The sequence below is a fragment of the Aeromonas sp. s4 genome (assembly GCF_040907855.1).
Taxonomy (GTDB): domain Bacteria; phylum Pseudomonadota; class Gammaproteobacteria; order Enterobacterales; family Aeromonadaceae; genus Aeromonas; species Aeromonas caviae.
The window spans coordinates 1-22,431 of record NZ_JBFOCP010000046.1; the positions used below are offsets into that span (position 1 = coordinate 1).

The following is a 22,431-nucleotide window of genomic DNA, read 5'->3' on the forward strand; positions in this document are numbered from 1 at the left end:
CATGAAAAAAGGAGCCTCGAGGCTCCCTTTTTTCATGGGCGGGCAGGTACTCTGCGGCTAGAACCAGAAGCCGATGATGAAGGAGCCCGCCAGGGTCAGCATGACGTTGGCCACCGCATAGGTGCCGGCGTAGCCGAGCGCCGGGATGGAGCTGTTGGCCGCCTCGTTCACCACGTCCATGGCCGGGGCGCAGGTACGGGCCCCGGTGATGGCGCCGAGCAGCAGGGCCGGGTTCATTTTCAGCACCCAGACACCGAACAGGTAGCCTACCAGCACTGGCAAGGTGGTCACCAGCATGCCGGAGAAGAGTACCACCATCCCCACTTCGCTCAGGTGATCGAGGATGCCGCCCCCGGCCTTGAGGCCGGTACTCACCATGAAGACGGCGAGTCCGAGATCCTTGGCAAGGCGCAGGGCGCCTGGTGGCACATAGCCCACCGTGGGGTGGTTGGCACGCAGGTAGCCCATCAGGATCCCCGCCAGCAGCAGGCCGACGGCATTGCCGAGGCCGAACTCTATCTGGCCGAACACCAGGGAGACGGAGCCGATGAGCAGGCCCAGCACGAAGAAGGTGGCGAAGGCCACCAGATCCGTGGTCTGGCTGTGGATGCTGATGAAGCCTATCTTGTTGGCCAGCAGCTTGACCCGCTGCTTCTCGCCGCTGATCTGCAGCACGTCGCCCTTTTGCAGCATGATGTTGCGATCGAACGGCATCTCTATCTGGGAGCGCACCACCCGGTTGAGGAAGCATCCCTTCTCGGTGAGGTTGAGCTCCACCAGATGGCGACCCACCACGGCATCATTTTTCACCACGATCTCTTCGGTGACGATCTGCAGGTCAAGGAGGTTGCGATCGAACACCTCCTTGCCGTTGCGGTAGTTGACGTCGAGCTTCTCGTGGCTCTCGGGATAGCCCACCAGGGCGATCTCGTCTCCTTCCTGAATGACGGCGTCACCATCGGGGCTGGCCAGAATGCCGTTGCGGCGAATGCGCTCCACATAGCAGCCTGTGTGGGGATAAATGCCGGTTTCGCGCAGGGTACGACCGCCGATCCAGGCGGCGAGCTCCGGGCCGACCCGATAGGCGCGGATGATGGGCAGATAGGTCTTGCGGCTCTCGCTGTCGGAGAGCCCCCGCTCGCGGGCGATCTTCTGGGCCTCGGTGTTGAGATCCAGCCTGGCCAGGGAAGGAAGGTAGCGCACCACCAGCATCAGGCCCACCAGGCCCACCAGATAGGTCAGGGCGTAGCCTATCCCCATGTTGTCGAGCACCGACTGCATGTCGGTCTGGTGGGGCAGGTTGAGCAATCCGTTTCGCAGGGCGTCCTGGGCCCCCACCAGGGCCGGCGTGGAGGTGAGAGAACCTGCCAGAATGCCGGCGGCCATGCCGGGCCCCAGATTGAAGAACTTGGCGAGCCCCACGGTCAGCAGCAGGGCCGACAGCAGGATCACCAGGGTCAGGGTGATGTAGTGGATGCCGTCGCGAAGGAAGACGCTGAAAAAGTGCGGCCCCGCTTCAATCCCCACGCAGAAGATGAACAGCATGAAGCCGACGTTTTCAGTGGAGGTGGAAAACTGGAATCCCATCTGGCCAAACAGCAGGGCGGTGAAGAGCACGCCTATGGTGTTGCCTATCTGGAAGTTGCCGATGCGTACCTTGCCCAGCAGCAGCCCGAAGGCCAGTACCACGAACAGCAGCAGGGAGTCGCTTTGATGTAGCAGTGTCACGAAATCTATGGTCATGCCCGGAAAAACCGAGGAAAAAAGTGGGGCCGATATTGTGCCGGATCCTGTATCAAGAAAGAAGCGCCAAAGCGGATTAACAGCCAGTTAAGTGCTGGTCTCTTCGGTGAAGATAGGGATGCGAGGGAGGGCTGGGGAAAACACCTCTATTTTACGCTGCAAGGCCCGCTGTCAATGAGTGAAATATGCTGTCGAGCAGAGAGGGGATGACGCTCCTGTGGACAATTTATTACCTGCTGCATGGGGAGCAAACGGGCATGTTTTTCAGCATTTTCCACTGAGGAAATTGAAGGGTTACAAAAGAGACTTATGACTCATCCGGCGAGGGCTGACCCGCAGGACGCGGCATAGCGAAAAAAAATCCCCCACAGGCAGCACCGCGAGTCGATTCATCCCATTTAGGGGGGAAGGGAAAAACAGCAGAAAATGGGGAAGAGCGGGGGCAGCCATCGCAAACCGGGGACAATGGCTGCCAGCCCAGATGAACCGTGGCTTTGGTCAAGTTACCCACAGAAACTGTGGATAACCCTGTTCATGAAACTTGGCGATCAGGCTGAAAGCCGCGCCAATACTGGGCTGTAAGGACTGTTCAAAAAATACCTGCAATAAATTGTTTCTATAAAAATCAAATAGTTATGCGCAGCAGAACAAAACGCTGCTGGTCAGTAACGGGAGATCAAAAGGGAGTCAGGCCGCAGGGAAGGGCTTGTGCATTAAAATTGGAAGAGGAAAGCACTAAAGTGGATAACTTGCACCGAGATGGTGAGGAATTGGCTCCCCCGACTGGACTTGAACCAGTGACATACGGATTAACAGTCCGCCGTTCTACCGACTGAACTACGGGGGAACATCAGGCAAGGAGGTGCATCATACAGAGGTCGTATTTCGGGGTCAATAGCCATCAGGGAGGGTGAGCGGATACCCAGCTCCTTCAACTCGGGGTACACTGCTCCCTTGCCGTTTTTTGCCGGGAGTCGTCATGAGCAAGTTATTCCAGTTGGCCAGCCAGTTTCAACCCGCCGGGGATCAGCCGAGGGCCATCGCCCAGCTGCTTGATGGCATCGAGTCGGGACTGGCCCATCAGACCCTGCTCGGGGTGACCGGTTCGGGCAAGACCTTTACCATGGCCAACGTCATCGCGACCCTCAATCGTCCCACCATGATCCTGGCCCCCAACAAGACCCTGGCGGCTCAGCTTTACGGGGAGATGAAGGAGTTCTTCCCCGACAACGCGGTGGAGTATTTCGTCTCTTATTACGACTACTACCAGCCCGAAGCCTATGTGCCGACCACGGACACCTTCATCGAGAAGGATGCCTCCATCAACGATCACATCGAGCAGATGCGGCTGTCAGCCACCAAGGCGCTGCTGGAGCGGCGTGACGTGGTGATCGTCGCCTCAGTGTCGGCCATCTATGGTCTGGGGGATCCCCAGGCCTACCTCAGCATGATGCTGCACCTCAAAGTGGGGGACGTGATCAATCAGCGGGATATCCTGCGCCGCCTCGCCGAACTGCAGTACACCCGCAACGACATGGCCTTCCAGCGCGGCACCTTCCGGGTGCGGGGGGAGGTGATCGACATCTACCCCGCCGAGTCTGACAAGCTGGCCCTGCGGGTGGAGCTGTTTGATGAAGAGGTAGAACGCCTCTCCCTGTTCGATCCCCTGACCGGTGCCATCGAGCAGACGGTGGTGCGCTACACCATCTACCCCAAGACCCACTACGCCACCCCGCGGGAGACCATCCTGGGGGCTATCGAGCACATCAAGGAGGAGCTCAAGGGGCGGCGCGAGCAGCTGATGAGCCTCAACAAGCTGGTGGAGGAGCAGCGCATCAGCCAGCGCACCCAGTTCGACATGGAGATGATGCAGGAGCTGGGCTACTGCTCCGGTATCGAGAACTACAGCCGCTACCTCTCCGGTCGCGCGCCGGGTGAGCCGCCGCCCACCCTGTTTGACTACCTGCCGGGGGACGGCCTGCTCATCATCGACGAATCCCACGTCACGGTGCCGCAGATCGGCGCCATGTTCAAAGGGGACAGATCCCGCAAGGAGACCCTGGTGGAGTACGGCTTCCGGCTTCCCTCGGCGCTGGACAACCGGCCCCTCAAGTTCGACGAGTTCGAGGCGCTGATGCCCCAGACGGTGTTCGTCTCGGCGACCCCGGGCCCCTACGAGCTGGAAAAGTCCGGCGGTGACGTGGTGCAGCAGGTGGTGCGTCCCACCGGCCTGCTCGATCCCGAGGTGGAAGTGCGGCCGGTCAGCACCCAGGTGGACGATCTGCTCTCCGAGATCCGCAAGCGGGTCGCCGTGGAGGAGCGGGTGCTGGTCACGACACTGACCAAGCGGATGGCGGAGGACTTGACCGAATACCTGGCAGATCACGAGGTACGGGTGCGCTATCTGCACTCGGACATTGATACCGTGGAGCGGGTGGAGATCATCCGCGACCTGCGCCTTGGCAAGTTCGATGTCCTGGTGGGCATCAACCTGCTGCGCGAAGGCCTCGACATGCCGGAAGTCTCCCTGGTGGCCATTCTGGATGCGGATAAAGAGGGCTTCCTGCGCTCCACCCGCTCCCTCATTCAGACCATCGGCCGGGCGGCACGTAACCTCAACGGCAAGGTGATCCTTTACGGCGATACCATCACCAACTCCATGAAGGTCGCGATTGAAGAGACCGAGCGGCGCCGCGCCCTGCAACACGCCCACAACCTGGAACACGGCATCGTGCCGAAGGGGCTCAACAAGGCTATCGGCGATGTGATGGACATGGGGGGCAGCCGCACGGCGGGCAAGGCCGGCAAGGGGAGTCGCAAGGCTGCCGAACCGCAAGGGGAGTACCATGCCCGCTCTGCCAGCGAGATCAGCAAGGAGATCAAGCGGATGGAAGAGCAGATGTTCCAGCATGCGCGGGATCTGGAGTTCGAACAGGCGGCGGCGCTGCGGGATCAGATCCAGCGGCTGCGCGGCGAGCTGATCGAGTCATGAGCGCCAGACGCTGGCTCATCTGGCGGCGTTTGCGCCGCCTCTATCAGGGCTTTCGCCACCCAGGCACACCCTGGTGGGCGAAGGGGCTGGTGATCCTTATCCTGCTCTATGGCATCAGCCCGGTGGACGTTGTCCCCGATGTGGTGCCTCTCCTTGGCTGGCTCGACGACGCGACCCTGTTGCTGCTCCTCTTGTGGGGCTGGGAGAAATGCCTGCCCGGCGAGGTGCTGGCCGCTCTGGACAAGGCCGAGTGAGCAGAAGCCTACGTTCAGGGAAAGGGGAAAAGAAGGGGGGATTGAATGACTCCCTTCATGGGGTTCGAAAAAGGGGACCATGGGGAGATTGTGAGCCAGGTCTCATTGGCGTAGACTCCACGCCGTTCACTTCATGGGTACCAAAAAATGGATCTGATCCTCTTTGCCATCGACTTTATTCTGCACGTTGACGTGCATCTGAAAGAGCTGTTCGAGAATTATGGCGTCTGGGTATACGCCATCCTGTTTCTCATCATCTTCTGTGAAACCGGGCTGGTGGTGACTCCCTTCCTGCCGGGGGACTCCCTGCTTTTTGCTGCAGGTGCCCTCACAGTGGGCAGCGTGCTGGACGTGCACACCCTGGCCGCCGTGCTGATCATCGCCGCGGTGCTCGGCAACGTGGTGAACTACACCATAGGCCACTTCTTCGGTGAGCAGCTGTTTCGCAACCCCGATTCCAAAATCTTTCGTCGGGACTATCTGGTCAAGACCCATGCTTTTTATGCCAAGCATGGCGGCAAGACCATCATCATCACCCGTTTCCTGCCCATAGTGCGGACCTTCGCCCCCTTCGTGGCGGGCATGGGGGCCATGACCTATCCCCGCTTCCTGGCGTTCAACCTGGTGGGGGGGCTCTTGTGGGTGCTCTCCTTCGTCTATGCCGGCCACTTCTTTGGCAATCTGCCGGTAGTGCGCCACAACTTTACCCTGCTCATCTTCGGCATCATCGCGGTCTCCTTGTTGCCCATGGTGATCGGCATGGTGAAGGCCAGGAGAAGTGCCAGCAAGGCTACCTCCGAAGGCGCGTGACATCGCCGTGCACGACATGAAAGAAGGGAGCCTATGGCTCCCTTCTTGTTGGTTGGCTGAGTGGCAGGTCGCCGCTGCGCCCTTTGACCCGCATGTGGCCTGTTACGATGATGCACACCCGCAGGCAGCCACTTCATTGGCAGAACAGGGAGAAGGGGAGCCGGCCCCCTGGGCATGGGGTCGTGAGGCGATAAGAGGAGATAAAAAGGGAGCCACGGGCTCCCTTCTTAGGGTCGAGTGAACGACTAGTTGCAGCAGCGCCCTTTTATCAGGTTGCCAGCAGCCACGATGACGAACACCAGCAGGTAGGCGGCAAAGATGACCACGAGCCACTGCGGCATGGAGAAACCGAGGAACTGCCAGCTGATCTCGCTGCAGTCGCCGTCCGGGTAGAACATCCAGGGAACCCATTTATCCAGTGGTGCCCAGGCAGGGAAGTCAACAAACCCTTCGCATACGTTGAAGGGGGAGGGGTTCATCTGGTAATCCACGTGCTTGAGCGCCAGTTTCAGGCCCCAGAAGGCGCTGTAACCCCACAGGAGCATGGCACTCCAGCGCAGGTACCAGCGCTCTGGCGCGACCATGCCGAGGAGCCCGGCGGTGAGCACGCCGAGGAGGGCGATACGTTCATAGATGCACATCACGCAAGGGTGCAAACCCAGCACGTGCTGGAAGAAGAGGGCGCAGAGTTCCAGCGCGAAAGCGGAGGCTGCCAGCAATCCCCAGGCCAGGCGATGACTGGCAATGCGGCGAAGATACTCGATCATCTGATTGATCTCTCAGAGAAAAATAGTGGCTGAATTAGAGCAGAGCCCCATCTGAAAAGAAAGGGGCCGAACAGCCCCTTTCATGATCAGTGTGTGGACGGGGTGGGCAGTGGCAGTGCCCCATGATCCAGCAACCACCCTGCCTGATAGAACCATTCGGTTACAGGACCGAGGAGCAGTTCCACGGAGAAAAAGCCGACAAGCCCCAGCACCAGGGTATAGGGCAGCGCCATCCAGACCATGCGGCCATAAGAGAGGCGCAGCAGGGGAGCGAGGGCCGAGGTGAGCATGAACAGGAATGCGGCCTGGCCATTGGGGGTGGCGACCGATGGCAGGTTGGTGCCGGTATTGATGGCCACGGCCAGCAGATCAAAATGCTCCCGGCTGATGGCGCCGTTGATCAGGGCGGTCTTCACCTCGTTGATGTAGACGGTGCCGACGAAGACGTTGTCACTGACCATGGAGAGCAGACCGTTTGCCAGGTAGAAGAGGGCAAGCTGATCCTCCGGCTTGGCCGCCAGTACCCACTGGATCACCGGCTTGAACAGCTGTTGATCGATGATGACCGCCACCACGCTGAAAAAGACGGTGAGCAGGGCGGTGAACGGCAAAGCCTCCTGGAATGCCTTGCCAAGCGCGTGTTCTTCGGTCACGCCGGTGAACGCCGTCGCGAGCACGATGACCGTCAGGCCGATTAGCCCAACAGCAGCCAGATGGAGGGCAAGACCCGTGATAAGCCAGGTGGCAATCAGCGCCTGGACGATCAGCTTGGCCTTGTCCTGCGGGGTACGTTGTGCGTCTTCGTCGCGCTCGTAGGATTCCATGATGTGACGCACGGGCTCGGGCAAGCGGGCGCCATAACCGAACCAGCGGAATTTTTCGACCAGGATGCAGGTCAGCAGGCCGCAGATGAAGACCGGGATGGTGACTGGCGCCATGCGAATGGCGAATTCACCGAAGTGCCACCCCGCCTGTTCACCGATGATGAGGTTCTGGGGTTCGCCGACCAGGGTGCAGACGCCCCCCAGGGCGGTACCGATGGCGGCGTGCATCATCAGGCTGCGCAGGAAGGCACGAAATTCGTTCAGATGCTGGCGGGAGAGCTCGTCAATCTCTTCGTCATCATGATGCAGATTGCCGGACTCATCCCGAGAGGCCACCTTGTGGTAGATGGCGTAGAAGCCGGTTGCGACGCTGATGACCACGGCGATCACGGTCAGGGCATCAAGGAACGCGGAGAGGAACGCAGACACCAGACAGAAGGCGAGAGAAAGCAACGTCTTGGAGTGAATGCGCACCAGCATCTTGGTAAAGACGTACAGTAGCAACTGCTTCATGAAGTAGATGCCGGCCACCATGAAGACCAGCAGCAGGAGTACTTCGATATTGGCCACCAGCTCATGCTTTATCTGGTTGGCGGAGGTCATGCCGATGAGCACGGCTTCGATGGCCAGGAGTCCGCCCGGTTGCAGCGGATAGCACTTGAGGGCCATGGCCAGGGTGAAAATAAACTCGACAACCAGCAGCCAGCCGGCCAGGAAGGGATCAACGTAGAAAATGATCGGGTTGATCAGCAGGAATAGAACGATGGCAATTTTGTACCATCGCGGAGCATTGCCCAAAAAGTTCTTTGTAAACGCGCGCCCTAGGCTGATTGGCATAATGATGGTTCTCTGTTCTGTTGTTGATATCTGCGTCTATGCAGTCGAGCCCGACCCGAGCCGAACATCCGGATATTCACCTGTATCAGATTGATTGCACATGATTTTAATCAAGGGAGCGATAACTATAAATAAGCTCGCTGAACTTGCCCAGCGAGCAAACGCTTATATTCCCATCATTTGGTGTTGGTTGACTCCCCACTTGTTGGCGCATACATATTTTTAACAAAAAGATCGGGGTAATGTGAGCAGAGGACCGACCTTCTGCTTGCCAGCATGACCGGCTTTGCTATTATTCGGGGGCCTTTTTACGCACTACAACAGAGTCATTACATGGTCATTAAAGCGCAAAGCCCTGCCGGGTTTGCCGAGGAATACATCATCGAGTCCATCTGGAACAATCGCTTTCCTCCTGGATCCATTCTGCCGGCGGAGCGCGAGCTGTCCGAATTGATCGGCGTGACTCGCACTACCTTGCGTGAAGTGTTGCAGCGCCTTGCCCGTGATGGCTGGCTCACCATCCAGCATGGCAAACCGACCAAGGTCAACAATTTCTGGGAAACCTCCGGTCTCAACATTCTGGAGACCCTGGCGCGTCTCGATCAGGACAAGGTGCCGGATCTGGTGGCACAGTTGCTCTCCGCCCGGACCAATATCTGCACAATCTTCATCCGTGGCGCCATTCGCAACAACCCGGAACAGGCCGCCGAGATCTTGCGGGGTGCCGATGATGTGGAGAACACGGCTGAGGCCTATGCGGACTTTGACTACCGTTTGCATCACCAGCTTTCATTTGCCTCGGGCAACCCCATCTATGCCTTGATCCTCAACGGTTTCAAGGGCTTGTACAGCCGGGTTGGCCGCTACTACTTCTCGGACAAGCAGGCGCGGGAAACCGCAGATGCCTACTACAAGACGCTGCGCAAGCTGGCCGAAACCAAGGATCACGAAGCCGTGTTCATGACGGTACGCCAGTACGGTATCGAGTCTGGCAAGCTTTGGACCCGTCTGCGTCAGGACATGCCAAGCAACCTGTGTGACAATTGATTGCCCTGATCCAAGAAAAACGCGCCTGATGGCGCGTTTTTTTATGCCCGGCACTGACGTCAGGTCATGCTCTTGCGGTCCGGACAACGGCCGATGATATCTGCGGATAGCTCGCCATTGTCCTGCTCCAGCACCACATCGAAGCCCCACAGCTGATGCAGATGTTTGAGCACCTCGTGGCGTGACTCGCCAAGGGGGATGCGGTTGTGGGGAACATAGCGCAGGGTCAGGGAGCGATCGCCTTTCACTGCCACGTTGTAGACCTGAATGTTGGGCTCCAGGTTGCTCAGATTGTATTGAGCGGACAGTGTGCTACGCACCAGCCGGTAGCCCTCTTCATTGTGAATGGCGGACACTTTGAGGTAGTTCTTCAAATCGTCGTCATCGATGGCAAAGAGCTTCATGTCGCGCATCACCTTGGGACTGAGGAACTGGCTGATGAAGCTTTCGTCCTTGAAGTTCTGCATGGCGAAATGCAATGTCTCGACCCAGTTGGTGCCAGCGTAATCGGGGAACCAGTATCTGTCCTCCTCGGTCGGGTGCTCGCAGATGCGACGCAGGTCGGTGAACATGGCAAAGCCAAGGGCGTAGGGGTTGATCCCCGAGTAATACCGGCTGTTGTAGGGGGGCTGATAGACGACGTTGGTGTGGCTGTGCAGCACCTCCAGCATGAAGCGATCGCTGATTTTTCCCTCGTCATAGAGGTGGTTGAGAATGGTGTAGTGCCAGAAGGTGGCCCAGCCCTCGTTCATCACCTGCGTCTGCTTCTGCGGGTAGAAGTACTGACTGATCTTGCGCACGATACGTACCACCTCGCGCTGCCAGGGCTCGAGCAGAGGGGCATTCTTTTCGATGAAATAGAGGATGTTCTCCTGAGGCTCGGCAGGATAGCGCCTGTCTTCCACCCCGGCAATCTTGTGCTGCTTGGGCAGGGTACGCCACAGCTCATTGACCTGGGTTTGCAGATAATCTTCCCGCGCCTTCTGGCGTCGCTTCTCCTCGGCCAGAGAAATCTTCTGGGGCCGCTTGTAACGATCCACCCCGAAGTTCATCAGGGCATGGCAGGAGTCGAGCAGTTTCTCCACCGCATCGATGCCGTGTTTTTCCTCGCACTCGGTGATGTAGTTCTTGGCAAACAACAGGTAGTCGATGATGGAGGAGGCATCGGTCCAGGCCTTGAACAGATAGTTGTTCTTGAAGAAGGAGTTGTGACCATAGCAGGCGTGGGCCATGACCAGCGCCTGCATCGGCATGGTGTTCTCTTCCATCAGATAGGCGATGCAGGGGTCCGAGTTGATGACGATCTCGTAGGCCAGTCCCATTTGGCCGCGCTTGTAGTTGCGTTCGGTGTGGATAAAGCGCTTGCCGAATGACCAGTGTTGATAACCGATGGGCATGCCCACGCTGGAGTAGGCATCCATCATCTGCTCTGCAGTGATCACCTCGATCTGGTTGGGATAGGTGTCGAGCCGATAGAATTTGGCGACCCGGGCTATCTCCTGGTGATAAAGCTCCAGCAGATCGAAGTTCCAGTCAGGACCATCGTCCAGCGGCGCTATCTTTCTTGCGGTTTCTACCATATGTGATCCCTCAAGCCGCTTGCTTCTTGAACAATTCCCGGAACACCGGATAAATGTCCTCGACCTTGCGAATGTGCTCCATGGCGAAGTGGGCGTATTGCTCTGCCACCGCCTCATATTCGTGCCACAGGGTCTGGTGGGCACGGGTGGTGATCTCGATGTAGGAGTAGTAACGCACCCGCGGCATGATGTCGCGCATCAGGATCTCCCTGCACTGGGGTGAGTCATCGGCCCAGTTGTCACCATCAGAGGCCTGCGCCGCATAGATGTTCCACTGGTTGGCGGGATAACGTTCGTTGATGATGTCGTTCATCATCTTGAGCGCACTGGAGACGATGGTGCCGCCGGTCTCCTGGGAGTAGAAGAACTCGTGCTCGTCCACCTCCTTGGCCTGGGTGTGGTGGCGGATGTAGACCACCTCGACATTCTTGTAAGTCCGGCTCAGGAATAGATAAAGCAGGATATAGAAACGCTTGGCCATCTCCTTGGTAGCCTGATCCATGGAACCGGAGACGTCCATCAGGCAGAACATCACCGCCTGGCTCGAGGGGACGGGCCGTTTGACAAAGTTGTTGAATTTGAGGTCGAAGGTGTCGATAAAGGGGACCGCATCGATCCGTCGTTTCAGCTCCCTGATCTCTTTTTCAAGTTGCGCCATTTCGGCGAAATGGTCGTTGGGCTCGCAAGCCAGCTGGGCCAGGCGCTCCTCCAGTTCACGCAACTGACGTTTCTTGCCTGCCTGCAGCGCCATGCGCCGCGCCAGCGAATTTTGCAGGGAGCGCACCACGTTGATGTTGGCAGGCACCCCGTTGGAGGTGTAGCCGGCCCGATAGGTCTTCATCTCCATCAGCTGGTTGAGCTGGGTCTTTTGCAGCCGCGGCAGCTCCAGATCCTCGAACAGCAAGTCCAGGTACTCGTCCTTGGAGATCTGGAAGACGAAATCATCGACTCCCTCTCCTTGATCCGAAGCCTGGCCCTCGCCACTCCCTTGGCCGCCGCCACCCCCTTTGGGCCGGTCAATCTTGTCACCAGATACGAACTGGTCGTTGCCTGGATGCACCATCTCCCGTTTGCCGCCATGACCCTGATGAAAATGGGGTTCCCCGATGTCCTTGGTCGGGATGCTGATGCTCTCACCCTTGTCCACGTCCTGAATGCTGCGCTTGGAGACAGCATCCGAGACCGCTTGTTTTATCTGCTTCTTGTAGCGGCGGATGAAGCGCTGCCGATTGACAGCGCTTTTGTTTTTGCCGTTGAGCCTGCGGTCGATAAAATGCGCCATAACTCCCCCTTGAACACGGCAGGGTCAGGATGACTTGCGTACCCTGAGATACCACTCGGAGAGCAGCCGCACCTGTTTACGTGTGTAGCCTTTCTCCATCATCCGTTCGACAAAGTTATCGTGCTTCTTCTGCTCCTCAGCCGAGGTTTTGCTGTTGAAGGAGATAACCGGCAGCAGCTCTTCCGTGTTGGAGAACATCTTCTTCTCGATCACGGTGCGCAGCTTCTCGTAACTGGTCCAGTTGGGGTTACGGCCTGCATTGTTGGCCCGGGCACGCAGCACGAAGTTGACGATTTCGTTGCGGAAATCTTTCGGGTTGCTGATCCCGGCAGGTTTTTCAATTTTCTCCAGCTCGCTGTTGAGAGACGCTCTGTCAAACAGCTGGCCGGTTTCTGGGTCACGATACTCCTGATCCTGGATCCAGAAGTCGGCGTAGGTGACGTAGCGATCGAAGATGTTCTGACCGTACTCTGAATACGACTCGAGGTAGGCGGTCTGGATCTCCTTGCCGATGAACTCGACGTAGCGCGGAGTCAGGTAGCCCTTGATGAACTCCAGATAGCGATCGTGCAGCTCTTGCGGGAACTGCTCGCGCTCTATCTGCTGCTCCAGCACATAGAAGAGGTGCACCGGGTTGGCGGCCACTTCCGCGTGGTCGAAGTTGAAGACGCGGGAGAGGATCTTGAACGCGAAACGGGTGGAAAGGCCGTTCATGCCCTCGTCAACCCCCGCATAGTCGCGGTACTCCTGATAGCTTTTCGCCTTGGGATCCGTGTCTTTGAGACTCTCGCCGTCATAGACTCGCATCTTGGAATAGAGGCTGGAGTTTTCCGGCTCCTTGAGCCGCGACAGCACCGAGAACTGGCCCAGCAGCTCCAGAGTACCTGGCGCGCATTTGGCCTCGGTCAGCTCGCTGTTGAACAGCAGTTTTTCGTAGATCTTCACCTCTTCCGACACCCGCAGGCAGTAGGGCACCTTGACGATGTAAACCCGGTCGAGGAAGGCCTCGTTGTTCTTGTTGTTGCGGAACTGCTGCCACTCGGATTCGTTGGAGTGGGCCAGCAGGATGCCGTCGAAGGGGAGGGCGGAGAGTCCCTCGGTACCGTTGTAGTTCCCCTCTTGTGTCGCCGTCAGCAGCGGGTGCAGCACCTTGATGGGGGCCTTGAACATCTCGACGAACTCCATCATCCCCTGGTTTGCCTTGCATAGCGCACCGGAGTAGGAGTAAGCATCGGCATCATCCTGGGCGAAGTGTTCCAGCATGCGGATATCGACCTTGCCGACCAGGGAGGAGATGTCCTGGTTGTTGTCATCCCCCGGTTCGGTTTTGGCGATGGCGATCTGATCGAGGATGGAGGGGTTCACCTTCTCCACCTTGAATTTGGTGATGTCGCCACCAAACTCGTGAAGGCGCTTGGCGACCCAGGGAGACATGATGGGGCGCAGATAACGGCGAGGGATGCCGTACTCCTTCTCGAGGATTTCGCCATCTTCGTCGATGTCAAACAGGCAGAAGGGGTGATCGTTCACCGGTGAGCCCTTGATGCGATAGATGGGCACTTTTTGCATCAGGGATTTGAGTTTCTCTGCCAGCGAGGATTTACCGCCGCCAACCGGTCCGAGCAGATAGAGGATCTGTTTCTTCTCTTCCAGGCCCTGAGCGGAATGTTTGAGATAGGAGACAATCTGTTCGATGGCCTCTTCCATGCCATAGAAGTCTTTGAAAGCGGGATAACGCGCGACGACGCGATTGGAAAAGAGACGGCTGAGACGTGGATTGGTCGAGGTGTCGATCATTTCCGGCTCGCCGATGGCGGTCAGCAGACGTTCGGCGGCAGAGGCGTAGCAGGATTTGTCCTGTTTGCACATATCCAGAAACTCCTGGATGCTGTACTCCTCCTCTCTGGCCTTCTCATACCGCTGTTGATAGTGCTCGAAGATGCCCATAACTTAGCCCTCGTTATAGTCGCTTGCCCTGAAAAAGAGTGGATCACTACTTTTGTTCTGTTTACCTCTTAAGCCTAGTCAACAGCCCCCAGTAATCCATCGCCATCATTGGTTTAAGTTTGTGCGGGAGCTTCCCGATCCTCGTGCGGGAAGAAGCAGTAAGTGACATACCTATGTTACTGACTGTTAAATTATTTTTGCCACGACAGTGATGCAAATGTCAAAGACATAAAAAATAAATCTTTGTGTGCCAGAGGGAGAAAATGGTGACGCTCTGTTTTGTCAGGGGGCGGTGCCAGCAAGGGCAAGGGCGGTAGGGAATAGAGGGTGAAAAGACATGTCGCTTACGTCAACGTAATGCTATTTGTTTGGTGTTTTTGCTCTAATTTTTACATTGACGCTACATTCTGGCTGCTCTAGATTGAGCCCTGTGTCGAGCAGTCATCGCTTTAGCAAGAGAGTGGGTGATTGTGCAGATACTAAGCTCTGTTTAAGCACGTTTCCGTTGGCTTGACCCTCGCATCCGCGAGGGTCTTATTTTTTCAGCGCCTGAACGGCGCCAAACCTGCAAGCTCAGGATTCGGCGGGATAGAGGGCTGACACCACCGCCAGCACCTCGGCGAAGGGATGGTCCGCCAACTGGCCAAAACCGGCCAGATCCCTGGCCTTGAGACGGGTCGTCAGCGGGGTGGCGATGCCACACAGGAAGCGGGTCAGGATCCTGGGATGGCGCCGATGGCAGAGGGCGATCAGCGGATCGCACCAGGCGCGCAAACCGTGCTCGTTGGGCAAGCCCGGTGATGGCAACGGCGGCAACACGGCGATCTCTCCCCGGCAGACGGAACAGTGCCCGCACCGCTCGGGGGCCGCGTCGTCGGCAAAATAGCGGGCAAGCTCATGGCTGAGGCAGGTGGTCGAGGTGAAAAAGGCCAGCAGCGCCTGAAGGCGGGCCAGCTCGCTCTGCTCTTTCTTTTCAAACAATCCATGCAGCTCTTCGGCCAGGGTCGCGGTATCGATTTGCTGGCTCAGCACCCGATAAACTTCGGTCATCTGCTTGCTTTCAAGCTCGATCCAACCCTGCTGCTGCAGGTAGTCCAGCGCCGCCGCGGCGCGCTGGCGTTCCCCCTGATATCCCTGCCACAGCGCTTCGAAGTCCATGGTGCACCAGGTGCGCGCCTGGGGGGCGCAGGCAAAGACCTGATCCAGGAACAGGCGGCGTTCGGAATTGAAACGAGCGAGGATCGCCTGTTTTTCCAGCACGAACCTGAAGCGGTACTCGGCAAAGTAGCTGTAGGCCGGTGCAATGACCCCTGCCATCTCCAGATAGACCAGCAGGGTCTTGAGGGGCAGTTGGCGAATGTTGGTCTCGTTGGAGAGGCGCAGCAGGCTGAATTCCCACTCGGCGCCGCTCTGGCGCACGATATCGAGCAAGTGCGCGATGGCGTCCCTGTCCGGCGTATCCCCATAGACGAAGTTTTCCAGTACCGGCAACTGGGCGCGGCTCGCCAGCACGGTGCAGCGGGAGGGAAGCCCGTCACGTCCGGCGCGGCCTATCTCCTGGCTGTAGTTCTCGATGGACTTGGGCAGGTCGTAGTGAATGACCCGGCGAATGTCGGCCTTGTCGATGCCCATGCCAAAGGCGATGGTGGCCACGATGCAGTCGAGTCTGCCAGCCATGAAGTCGTGCTGGATCTGGCTGCGCAGGGCGGGATCGAGCCCCGCATGGTAGGCGCATGCCCGGATGCCGCTGGCCTGTAGCTGCGCGGCGCACTGCTCTGCGCTGTGTTGCAGAGTCACGTAGACGATGGTGGGGGCGGACGGATCCCGGTGCAGCTCCTCGCGCAGCCAGGTATCGCGGGCAGTGCCGGCCAGCGGGAGGACGGCCAGATCCAGATTGGGTCTGTAGAAACCGGTGACCACCAGATCGTCCCGGTCGATGGCAAATTTTGCCTGCATGTCCGCCATGACGGCCGGGGTGGCGGTGGCGGTCAGCAACAGCACCTGGGGAATGGCCAGTTCACGGCGATGATCCGGCAGCTTGAGGTAGTCGGGGCGAAAGTTGTGGCCCCACTCCGAGATGCAGTGGGCCTCGTCCACCACCAGCAGTGACAGGGGGATGTGGGCGATGAAGCGGCGAAAGCGCTCATTTTTGAGGCGCTCCACCGAAATCATCAGGATCTTGAGCTGGCCATCGCTGGCCTGCTGCATCACGCGCCGGCTCTCTTCCGCTGTCTGGCTGGAGTCCAGAGTGGCGGCGGCGATCCCCTTGCTGCGCAAAAAGGCGAGCTGATCGTGCATCAGGGCCAGCAGGGGAGAGATGACCAGGGTCAGGTGGGGCAGTGCGAGGGCGGGCAATTGATAACAGAGGGATTTCCCCGCGCCAGTCGGGAAGATGGCTGCGGCGCTCTTGCCAGCCAGCAGACGACTGATCACCGCTTCCTGCCCGGGCCGCAAGCGATCAAAGCCGAAGTGTCGGGTCAATAAAGAGGTGATCATGGCAAAGCTCCCTGAAAAAGGGCGTCATCATATCACTTCTGGCCCAGTGGTGGCCGATGATCGGACTGGTTTGGTGACATTTTGACCGTGGTTGATATTGTGTTATCACATTGTTGTAGATTTTTTGTGAGGTAACCCTGATATTTTTCAGTGATTATGTGGAAAAAAACCATGGCAGATGGGATATTCCTGTCCGCAACCCCACGCGAACGGGACAGATCCACCAGAAGAGCTGCCCACGGCGTCACCGTCAACGGACCGGTGCCAATGCGCGGGGCTGGTTGCCAACAGGACTAATGATTCACGCACCATGAGTGCACAGGGACTACTTGATGACACAACAACACCCCCTCATTCGACTGGTCAACAGCACCAGTCTGGTTAGCCAGATCCTGGTCGGTCTGGTATTCGGTATCCTTCTTGCGATGTTCATGCCCGAGTGGGCCAAGGCGGCGGGTCTGCTCGGCAGCCTGTTCGTCGGCGCCCTGAAGGCCGTGGCGCCGCTGCTGGTCTTCGTGCTGGTGATGTCGGCGATCATCGGCCACAAGCAGGGCCAGAAGACCAACATGAAACCGATCCTGCTGCTCTATGTGCTGGGTACCTTCCTGGCGGCTGCCGTGGCAGTGGTGGCGAGCTTCCTCTTCCCCTCCAACCTGCATCTGGTGGCAGGCGCTACCGAGATCACGCCGCCGGGGGGCATCACGGAAGTGTTGCAGACCCTGCTGTTCAACGTGGTGACCAACCCGGTGAAAGCACTGCTGGAAGCCAACTATATCGGCATCCTGGCCTGGGCCATCGGCCTTGGTATCGCCATGCGTCACGCCAATGAGAGCACCAAATCACTGATTTCCGATGTGTCCCACGGGGTTTCCGCCATCGTCAAGGCCGTGATCCGTTGCGCTCCGCTCGGCATCCTGGGCCTGGTTGCCTCCACCCTGGCTGAAACCGGCTTCGATGCGCTGTTTGGCTATGCCCAGCTGCTGGTGGTACTGATCGGCTGCATGCTGTTCATCGCCTTCGTGGTCAATCCGCTCATCGTCTTCTGGAAGATCAAGCGCAACCCCTATCCCCTGGTGCTGACCTGCCTGAAAGAGAGCGGTGTGACCGCCTTCTTCACCCGTAGCTCCGCCGCCAACATTCCGGTCAACATGGCCCTGGCCGAGAGGCTGCGCCTGCCGGAAGACACCTATGCGGTCTCCATCCCGCTGGGGGCCACCATCAACATGGCCGGCGCCGCCATCACCATTACCGTGCTCACCATGGCGGCGGTGCATACCCTGGGGATGGAAGTGGACATGGCGACCGCCATTCTGCTCTCCGTCGTCGCCACCATCAGTGCCTGTGGCGCTTCCGGTGTGGCGGGCGGCTCCCTGCTGCTGATCCCGCTGGCGTGCAGCCTGTTCGGTATCAGCAACGATATCGCCATGCAGGTGGTGGCCGTTGGCTTCATCATCGGGGTGTTGCAGGATTCCGCCGAGACGGCCCTCAACAGCTCCACCGACGTGCTGTTCACTGCGGCCGCCTGCATGGCCGAGGATGAGAGCCTGCTGGATGCCGCCCCGGTCCCCAGCCGCGAAGCCTGATCCCCTCAGACGTTCCGCTCTGCACAGGCGCCCTCTTCGGAGGGCGCTTTTTATTTGCGCGGGCGTCAGGCGCCCTGCACCTTCTCGCCGTGTCATGGCATTGACAGTGCTCGGATCCCCCTGTGTGATTTCCCGGGAGGGGCCCGTTGGCCGCCTTCGTGTTCTCGCCACCGCCAACACGCCATTCCCTGTACCAACGTGCCCTGCGCTGCATTCGGCCGGGCATATCGGGCTGTTTGTGCTGTCAGCATGGCGGCTTGTGGCATCCCCTCTGGTGACCGAAGGGGTCATCTGTTCTTCGGTCGCTGCACGAGAATCCCGGTCAAGGCCCTCTCGGCGGTTTGCCTGCGCCCTGTGGCCGGTATTTTCCTTGAATGCCTTGAAGAAAGGCTCCATTGGGTGGGGACCTGGGCTCTCTGGGCTAAACCCCGAAGATCGGGCGTTCCTGGTAAGGACAAGGGCTCTGGTGTTCTGTCTGGCAAGGCAGATGGCGTGCGGCAGATGACGGGATAACGCAGCACGCCTTGGTCGTGTGCCATGGGGAAAGGAATATGAGCGGCAAGCTGTCACCAAGGAGAAAGAGAGTGGGTGAAAGGGCTGTCTCTGATCTGAGGACTCTGATCATCTGAGCTCAGTGCCTGATGATCATAACGAACACAGCCCGGCAGAGGAGATCTGCCGGGCTGTGGGAGGCGCCGGGCCAGATGCTGGTCCGACGGTATCGCAGGAAGGCTTAGCCGACCAGTTGATAAAGGATGGCGGAGATGGCGATAAGGCCCATGGTCGCCACGAAGACGTTGCTGATCTGGCCCTGGTATTTCGCCATGGCCGGAACGCGCTTGATGGCGTACATGGGCATGAGGAACAGGATGGTGGCGATGATGGGGCCACCCAGGGATTCGATCATCCCGAGGATGGAGGGGTTGATCACAGCAACGCCCCACAGGGTCAGGATGAAGAAGGCGATGATGAACAGCTCCACTTTCTTGTGGTTCGGTGCCTTGCCGGAGCTGCGCATGTTCTGGACGATCATCCCTTTCAGACCTTCACGGGCACCCAGATAGTGGCCGAAGAAGGAGGAGACGATGGCCACGAAGGCAACCAGCGGACCGAAGTAGGAGATGATGGGGCTCGCATGCTGGTTGGCCAGGTAGGAGAGCACGGCGATGTTCTGGGACTTGGCTTCTGCCAGCTGGGCCGGCGTCAGGCTCATCACGCAGGAGAAGACGAAGAACATCACGAAGCCCAGCAGAATGATGGCGGTGCGTTTGAGGATGGCGTCGGACTTGGCGACGGCATGCTCACCGTGATCACGGCGCTGAGCCAGGGCGAAGCTGGAGATGGCCGGGCTGTGGTTGAAGGAGAAGACCAGCACCGGGATGGTCAGCCACAGGGTGGTGGCGAAATCCTTGGTGCTCGGCATTTCATTCAGGGCCGCACCGGTCCAGTCCGGGATCAGGTACAGGGAGATGCCCGCCAGAATGGCGATGAGCGGATAGACCAGGAACTCGGTCACTTTCAGCATCAGCTTCTCGCCAGCCAGCATCACGGACATCATGGCCATGATGAGCACGATGGAGAGGATCCAGCGCGGGGGCGGCGTCATCTGCAACTGGTTGACCAGGAAGCTTTCCACCGTGTTGGTGATGCCCACGCCGTAGATCAGCACGATGGGGTAGATGGCGAAGAAGTAGAGCAGGGTGATCAATTTACCGGCACCCACGCCGAAGTGCTCTTCCACCACCTGGGTGATGTCGGCATTGGGTTGCTTGGAGGAAAGCACGAAGCGCGCCAGACCACGGTGGGCCAGGTAGGTCATGGGGCCGACCAGCAGCGCCATCACCACCAGCGGCCAGAAGCCACCCATACCGGCGTTGATGGGCAGGAACAGGATGCCTGCACCGACGGCGGTACCGAACAGGCTGATCACCCAGGTGGTGTCTTGTTTACTCCAACCGCGAGATTGGACCGAGCTGATTCCTTGCTCCTGTGCGGCTGCAACATCCTGTGCGCCAGTGACAGTATTGGACATGTGTCTCACCCCGAATGTGTGGTTTTAATTAGTCGGCGCAAGAATACTTTCTTTTTAATCAAAAATGTTGATCAAATTCACCTTTGTGCGGCTGAAACCCGTACTTTCTTGTAGAAATGTGATCAAAAGAATAAAAAATCAAAATTTATTTATCAAATGCAGTGTTATTTGAATGTTAACTGGATAATTTCTCACCTCATTATGTTGTCAAAATGTTATGTTGAGATGTGCTGGGCAAGCTGGCGGATCATGCTGGCAGTGGCTCCCCAGATGAAAGATTGCTCCCAAGGGATCCAATAGATGGTGTGACGACCGTCCGCTCTTGGCAGGCTCAGGGCTATGTGCTGCCCCGGATCCAGCACGTGGGCGAGGGGGACTTCGAAGGCCTGGGCCACCTCGTCCTGGCTCAGGGTCAGCCCGTAGCCTGGGTCGAGCATGGCGAGGACCGGCAGCACATCGTAGCGTGAGACGGTATTGAGAGGGGTGAGGCTGCCGATGATCCGGATCTGGGAGGGGGGAATGCCAAGCTCCTCCTCGGTTTCCCTGAGCGCGGTGTGAATGAGGTCCCGGTCTTCCGGGTCCTGGCGCCCGCCGGGAAAGCTGATCTGCCCCGGGTGGTGGCGCAGGGCGGCGCTGCGGCGCGTCAGCAGCAGGTGCAGGCCCTCGGGGCGCTCCACCAGGGGGATCAACACGGCGGCAGGTTTGAGCCCGGCCAGTGCCAGGCGATGGGCGGGGGCGGGGCGCTGCAGCAAAAAGCGGGTCAGCAGCTCGGCACTCGTCATCTCCATGGGTCTCCTTGTGTCGGCCCCGCAGGGCCGGATGGGGTCAAAGGGCATCGAGCAGTGGCAGGATGCGGGCCACCTTGTCGTAGGTCTCCTGATATTCGGCGTCGGGATCGGAGTCGGCGATGATGCCGCCCCCCGCCCAGCAGTGCAGCTGACCGGCTTCGGCGATCAGGGTACGGATGCAGATGCTGGTATCCATCCTTCCGTGCTGACTCAGATAACCGATGCTGCCGCAGTAGGCATTGCGCCGCACCGGCTCCAGCTCCTCGATGATCTCCATCGCCCGGATCTTAGGAGCCCCTGTGATGGAGCCGCCGGGGAAGCAGGCCCGCAGCAGATCCACTTCTTGCCAGCGCGCATCCAGTTCTCCGTGAATGGTGGAAACCAGATGATGCACCGCCGGGAAGGATTCCACGGCAAAGAGGTGCGGGACCGTGACCGACCCCGGCCGGCTCACCCGGCCGATGTCGTTGCGCAGCAGATCGACGATCATCAGGTTCTCCGATCTGTCCTTGTCGGCGCTGGCGAGCGACTCGGCCACCCTGGCATCCTGGGCGGGATCAGGGTGGCGAGGCCGGGTGCCCTTGATGGGCTTGGTCTCGATATGGCGCTTGTCGAGCAGCAGGAAACGCTCCGGGGAGAGGCTCAGAATGGCGCTGTGCGGCAGGCGGACAAAGGCGGAGAACGGCGCCTTGTTGGCGGCGCTCAGGGCGAGATAGGCGGACCATTCATCCCCCTGATAAGGGGCGCTGAAGCGCTGGGTCAGGTTGATCTGGTAACAATCCCCCGCCGCCAGATAGGCCTGGATACGGGCAAACTTGTCTCCGTATTCGGCCCGCGTCATGTTGCTCTGCCAGGGGCCGGTCAGGCGAAGGGGGAGGGTGGTTCGTTCGCGCTGCGCCATCAGCCAGTCGAGCCTGCGGGCGAGGCCGGCTTCATCACCCCAGTGGGCCAGTTGCCAGTGTCCCGTCGCGACATTTCGCAGCAGCGCCCAGTCGTAGATCCCGACCGCCATGTCGGGCACCTGGATGTCCTGTTGCGCCACTGCGGGCAGACGCTCGAATCGTCGGCCCAGATCGTAGCCAAAGAGTCCCAGGGCCCCCCCGATAAACGGCAATCCCGAGTCATCCTCAACGCGCTCCCCAAGCAGGGCTTGCTGGGTCTTGGCGAGCAGGGCGAGGGGATCGCCGTCATGATGGTGCTGGTGGTTATCCTGGGTGAGGCAGGTGCTGGTACCCCGGGTTTCCAGGGTGGCAAGCGGATCGGCGCTGATGATGTCAAAACCGTTGTCAGCCCCCAGGGGGCCGGCGGATTCCAGCAGGATGGCCCAGGGTTGGTGTTGCAGGCTGGCGAACCAGGTGTGGAGCGAGGCCTGCGGGTCGAAATGGTGGATATGCAGTCTTGGTTTCATTTTTTGTTACATAGGCAACAGTTTGCGCCCGGCTCCCTAGC

At 59.0% G+C, this 22,431-nt stretch carries 15 protein-coding genes and 1 tRNA gene; 5 read left to right on the top strand and 11 right to left on the bottom strand.

What is annotated here, in order from left to right; genetic code table 11:
• Positions 1-57: 57 nt before the first annotated feature.
• Together AB5Y89_RS15250 and AB5Y89_RS15255 are read right to left on the bottom strand one after the other, a co-directional pair.
• Positions 58-1,743, bottom strand: coding sequence for an aspartate:alanine antiporter (locus tag AB5Y89_RS15250; protein WP_368224091.1), 1,686 nt, complete (start codon positions 1,741-1,743; stop codon positions 58-60).
• Between the two features lie 771 nt (positions 1,744-2,514).
• A tRNA-Asn gene (locus tag AB5Y89_RS15255) sits at positions 2,515-2,590 on the bottom strand.
• 132 nt (positions 2,591-2,722) lie between these two features.
• Here AB5Y89_RS15255 and uvrB point away from each other — a divergent pair.
• The 3 genes from uvrB to AB5Y89_RS15270 all read left to right on the top strand — a co-directional run bounded on the left by uvrB (position 2,723) and on the right by AB5Y89_RS15270 (position 5,799).
• A complete protein-coding gene (gene uvrB / locus AB5Y89_RS15260; RefSeq protein WP_010674911.1) occupies positions 2,723-4,735 on the top strand; it encodes an excinuclease ABC subunit UvrB in 2,013 nt (670 codons plus the stop codon).
• Complete coding sequence (locus AB5Y89_RS15265; RefSeq protein WP_010674910.1) at positions 4,732-4,989, top strand: DUF1232 domain-containing protein; 258 nt, start codon at positions 4,732-4,734, stop codon at positions 4,987-4,989. The genes uvrB and AB5Y89_RS15265 overlap by 4 nt, the downstream gene beginning before the upstream one ends.
• A 147-nt stretch (positions 4,990-5,136) precedes the next feature.
• Positions 5,137-5,799 carry a DedA family protein gene (locus AB5Y89_RS15270; protein WP_010674909.1) on the top strand — a complete coding sequence of 221 codons (663 nt, stop codon included), beginning with the start codon at positions 5,137-5,139 and terminating at the stop codon, positions 5,797-5,799.
• 245 nt (positions 5,800-6,044) lie between these two features.
• Here the strand turns inward: AB5Y89_RS15270 and dsbB are convergent, their stop codons facing one another.
• The gene (dsbB, locus tag AB5Y89_RS15275) at positions 6,045-6,566 is read right to left on the bottom strand and encodes a disulfide bond formation protein DsbB (RefSeq protein ID WP_010674908.1); all 522 of its coding nucleotides are present in this window, start codon (positions 6,564-6,566) and stop codon (positions 6,045-6,047) included.
• A gap of 86 nt (positions 6,567-6,652) precedes the next feature.
• Positions 6,653-8,227: a Na(+)/H(+) antiporter NhaB gene (gene nhaB / locus AB5Y89_RS15280; RefSeq protein WP_045524552.1), complete on the bottom strand. Its 1,575-nt coding sequence runs from the start codon at positions 8,225-8,227 to the stop codon at positions 6,653-6,655.
• Positions 8,228-8,560: 333 nt separating this feature from the next.
• On the opposite strand from nhaB, the gene fadR reads away from it, so the two are divergent.
• On the top strand, positions 8,561-9,274 hold the full coding sequence (gene fadR / locus AB5Y89_RS15285) for a fatty acid metabolism transcriptional regulator FadR (protein ID WP_010674906.1): 714 nt from the start codon (positions 8,561-8,563) through the stop codon (positions 9,272-9,274).
• A 59-nt stretch (positions 9,275-9,333) separates the two neighbouring features.
• Here the strand turns inward: fadR and AB5Y89_RS15290 are convergent, their stop codons facing one another.
• The 4 genes from AB5Y89_RS15290 to AB5Y89_RS15305 all read right to left on the bottom strand — a co-directional run bounded on the left by AB5Y89_RS15290 (position 9,334) and on the right by AB5Y89_RS15305 (position 16,579).
• On the bottom strand, positions 9,334-10,854 hold the full coding sequence (locus AB5Y89_RS15290) for a SpoVR family protein (RefSeq protein WP_039040868.1): 1,521 nt from the start codon (positions 10,852-10,854) through the stop codon (positions 9,334-9,336).
• 10 nt (positions 10,855-10,864) lie between these two features.
• Positions 10,865-12,136, bottom strand: coding sequence for a YeaH/YhbH family protein (locus AB5Y89_RS15295; protein WP_010674904.1), 1,272 nt, complete (start codon positions 12,134-12,136; stop codon positions 10,865-10,867).
• A gap of 24 nt (positions 12,137-12,160) precedes the next feature.
• Complete coding sequence (locus tag AB5Y89_RS15300; protein ID WP_010674903.1) at positions 12,161-14,083, bottom strand: PrkA family serine protein kinase; 1,923 nt, start codon at positions 14,081-14,083, stop codon at positions 12,161-12,163.
• Between the two features lie 573 nt (positions 14,084-14,656).
• Positions 14,657-16,579: a RecQ family ATP-dependent DNA helicase gene (locus AB5Y89_RS15305; protein WP_336583056.1), complete on the bottom strand. Its 1,923-nt coding sequence runs from the start codon at positions 16,577-16,579 to the stop codon at positions 14,657-14,659.
• Between the two features lie 332 nt (positions 16,580-16,911).
• Between AB5Y89_RS15305 and sstT the strand changes: the two genes are divergently transcribed.
• Entirely contained in the window at positions 16,912-18,162 is a 1,251-nt protein-coding gene (gene sstT / locus AB5Y89_RS15310; protein ID WP_139737961.1) for a serine/threonine transporter SstT, read from the top strand.
• Between the two features lie 733 nt (positions 18,163-18,895).
• Here the strand turns inward: sstT and AB5Y89_RS15315 are convergent.
• From AB5Y89_RS15315 to pabB, 3 genes are all read right to left on the bottom strand, one after another.
• Positions 18,896-20,194, bottom strand: a complete 1,299-nt coding sequence (locus tag AB5Y89_RS15315) for a serine/threonine transporter (RefSeq protein ID WP_029314600.1) — start codon at positions 20,192-20,194, stop codon at positions 18,896-18,898.
• 215 nt (positions 20,195-20,409) lie between these two features.
• Positions 20,410-20,976 (bottom strand): CoA pyrophosphatase, encoded by a 567-nt coding sequence (locus tag AB5Y89_RS15320; RefSeq protein WP_029314598.1) that lies wholly within the window; start codon positions 20,974-20,976, stop codon positions 20,410-20,412.
• Positions 20,977-21,019: 43 nt separating this feature from the next.
• Positions 21,020-22,390: an aminodeoxychorismate synthase component I gene (gene pabB, locus AB5Y89_RS15325; protein ID WP_323934851.1), complete on the bottom strand. Its 1,371-nt coding sequence runs from the start codon at positions 22,388-22,390 to the stop codon at positions 21,020-21,022.
• Between the last annotated feature and the right edge of the window lie 41 nt (positions 22,391-22,431).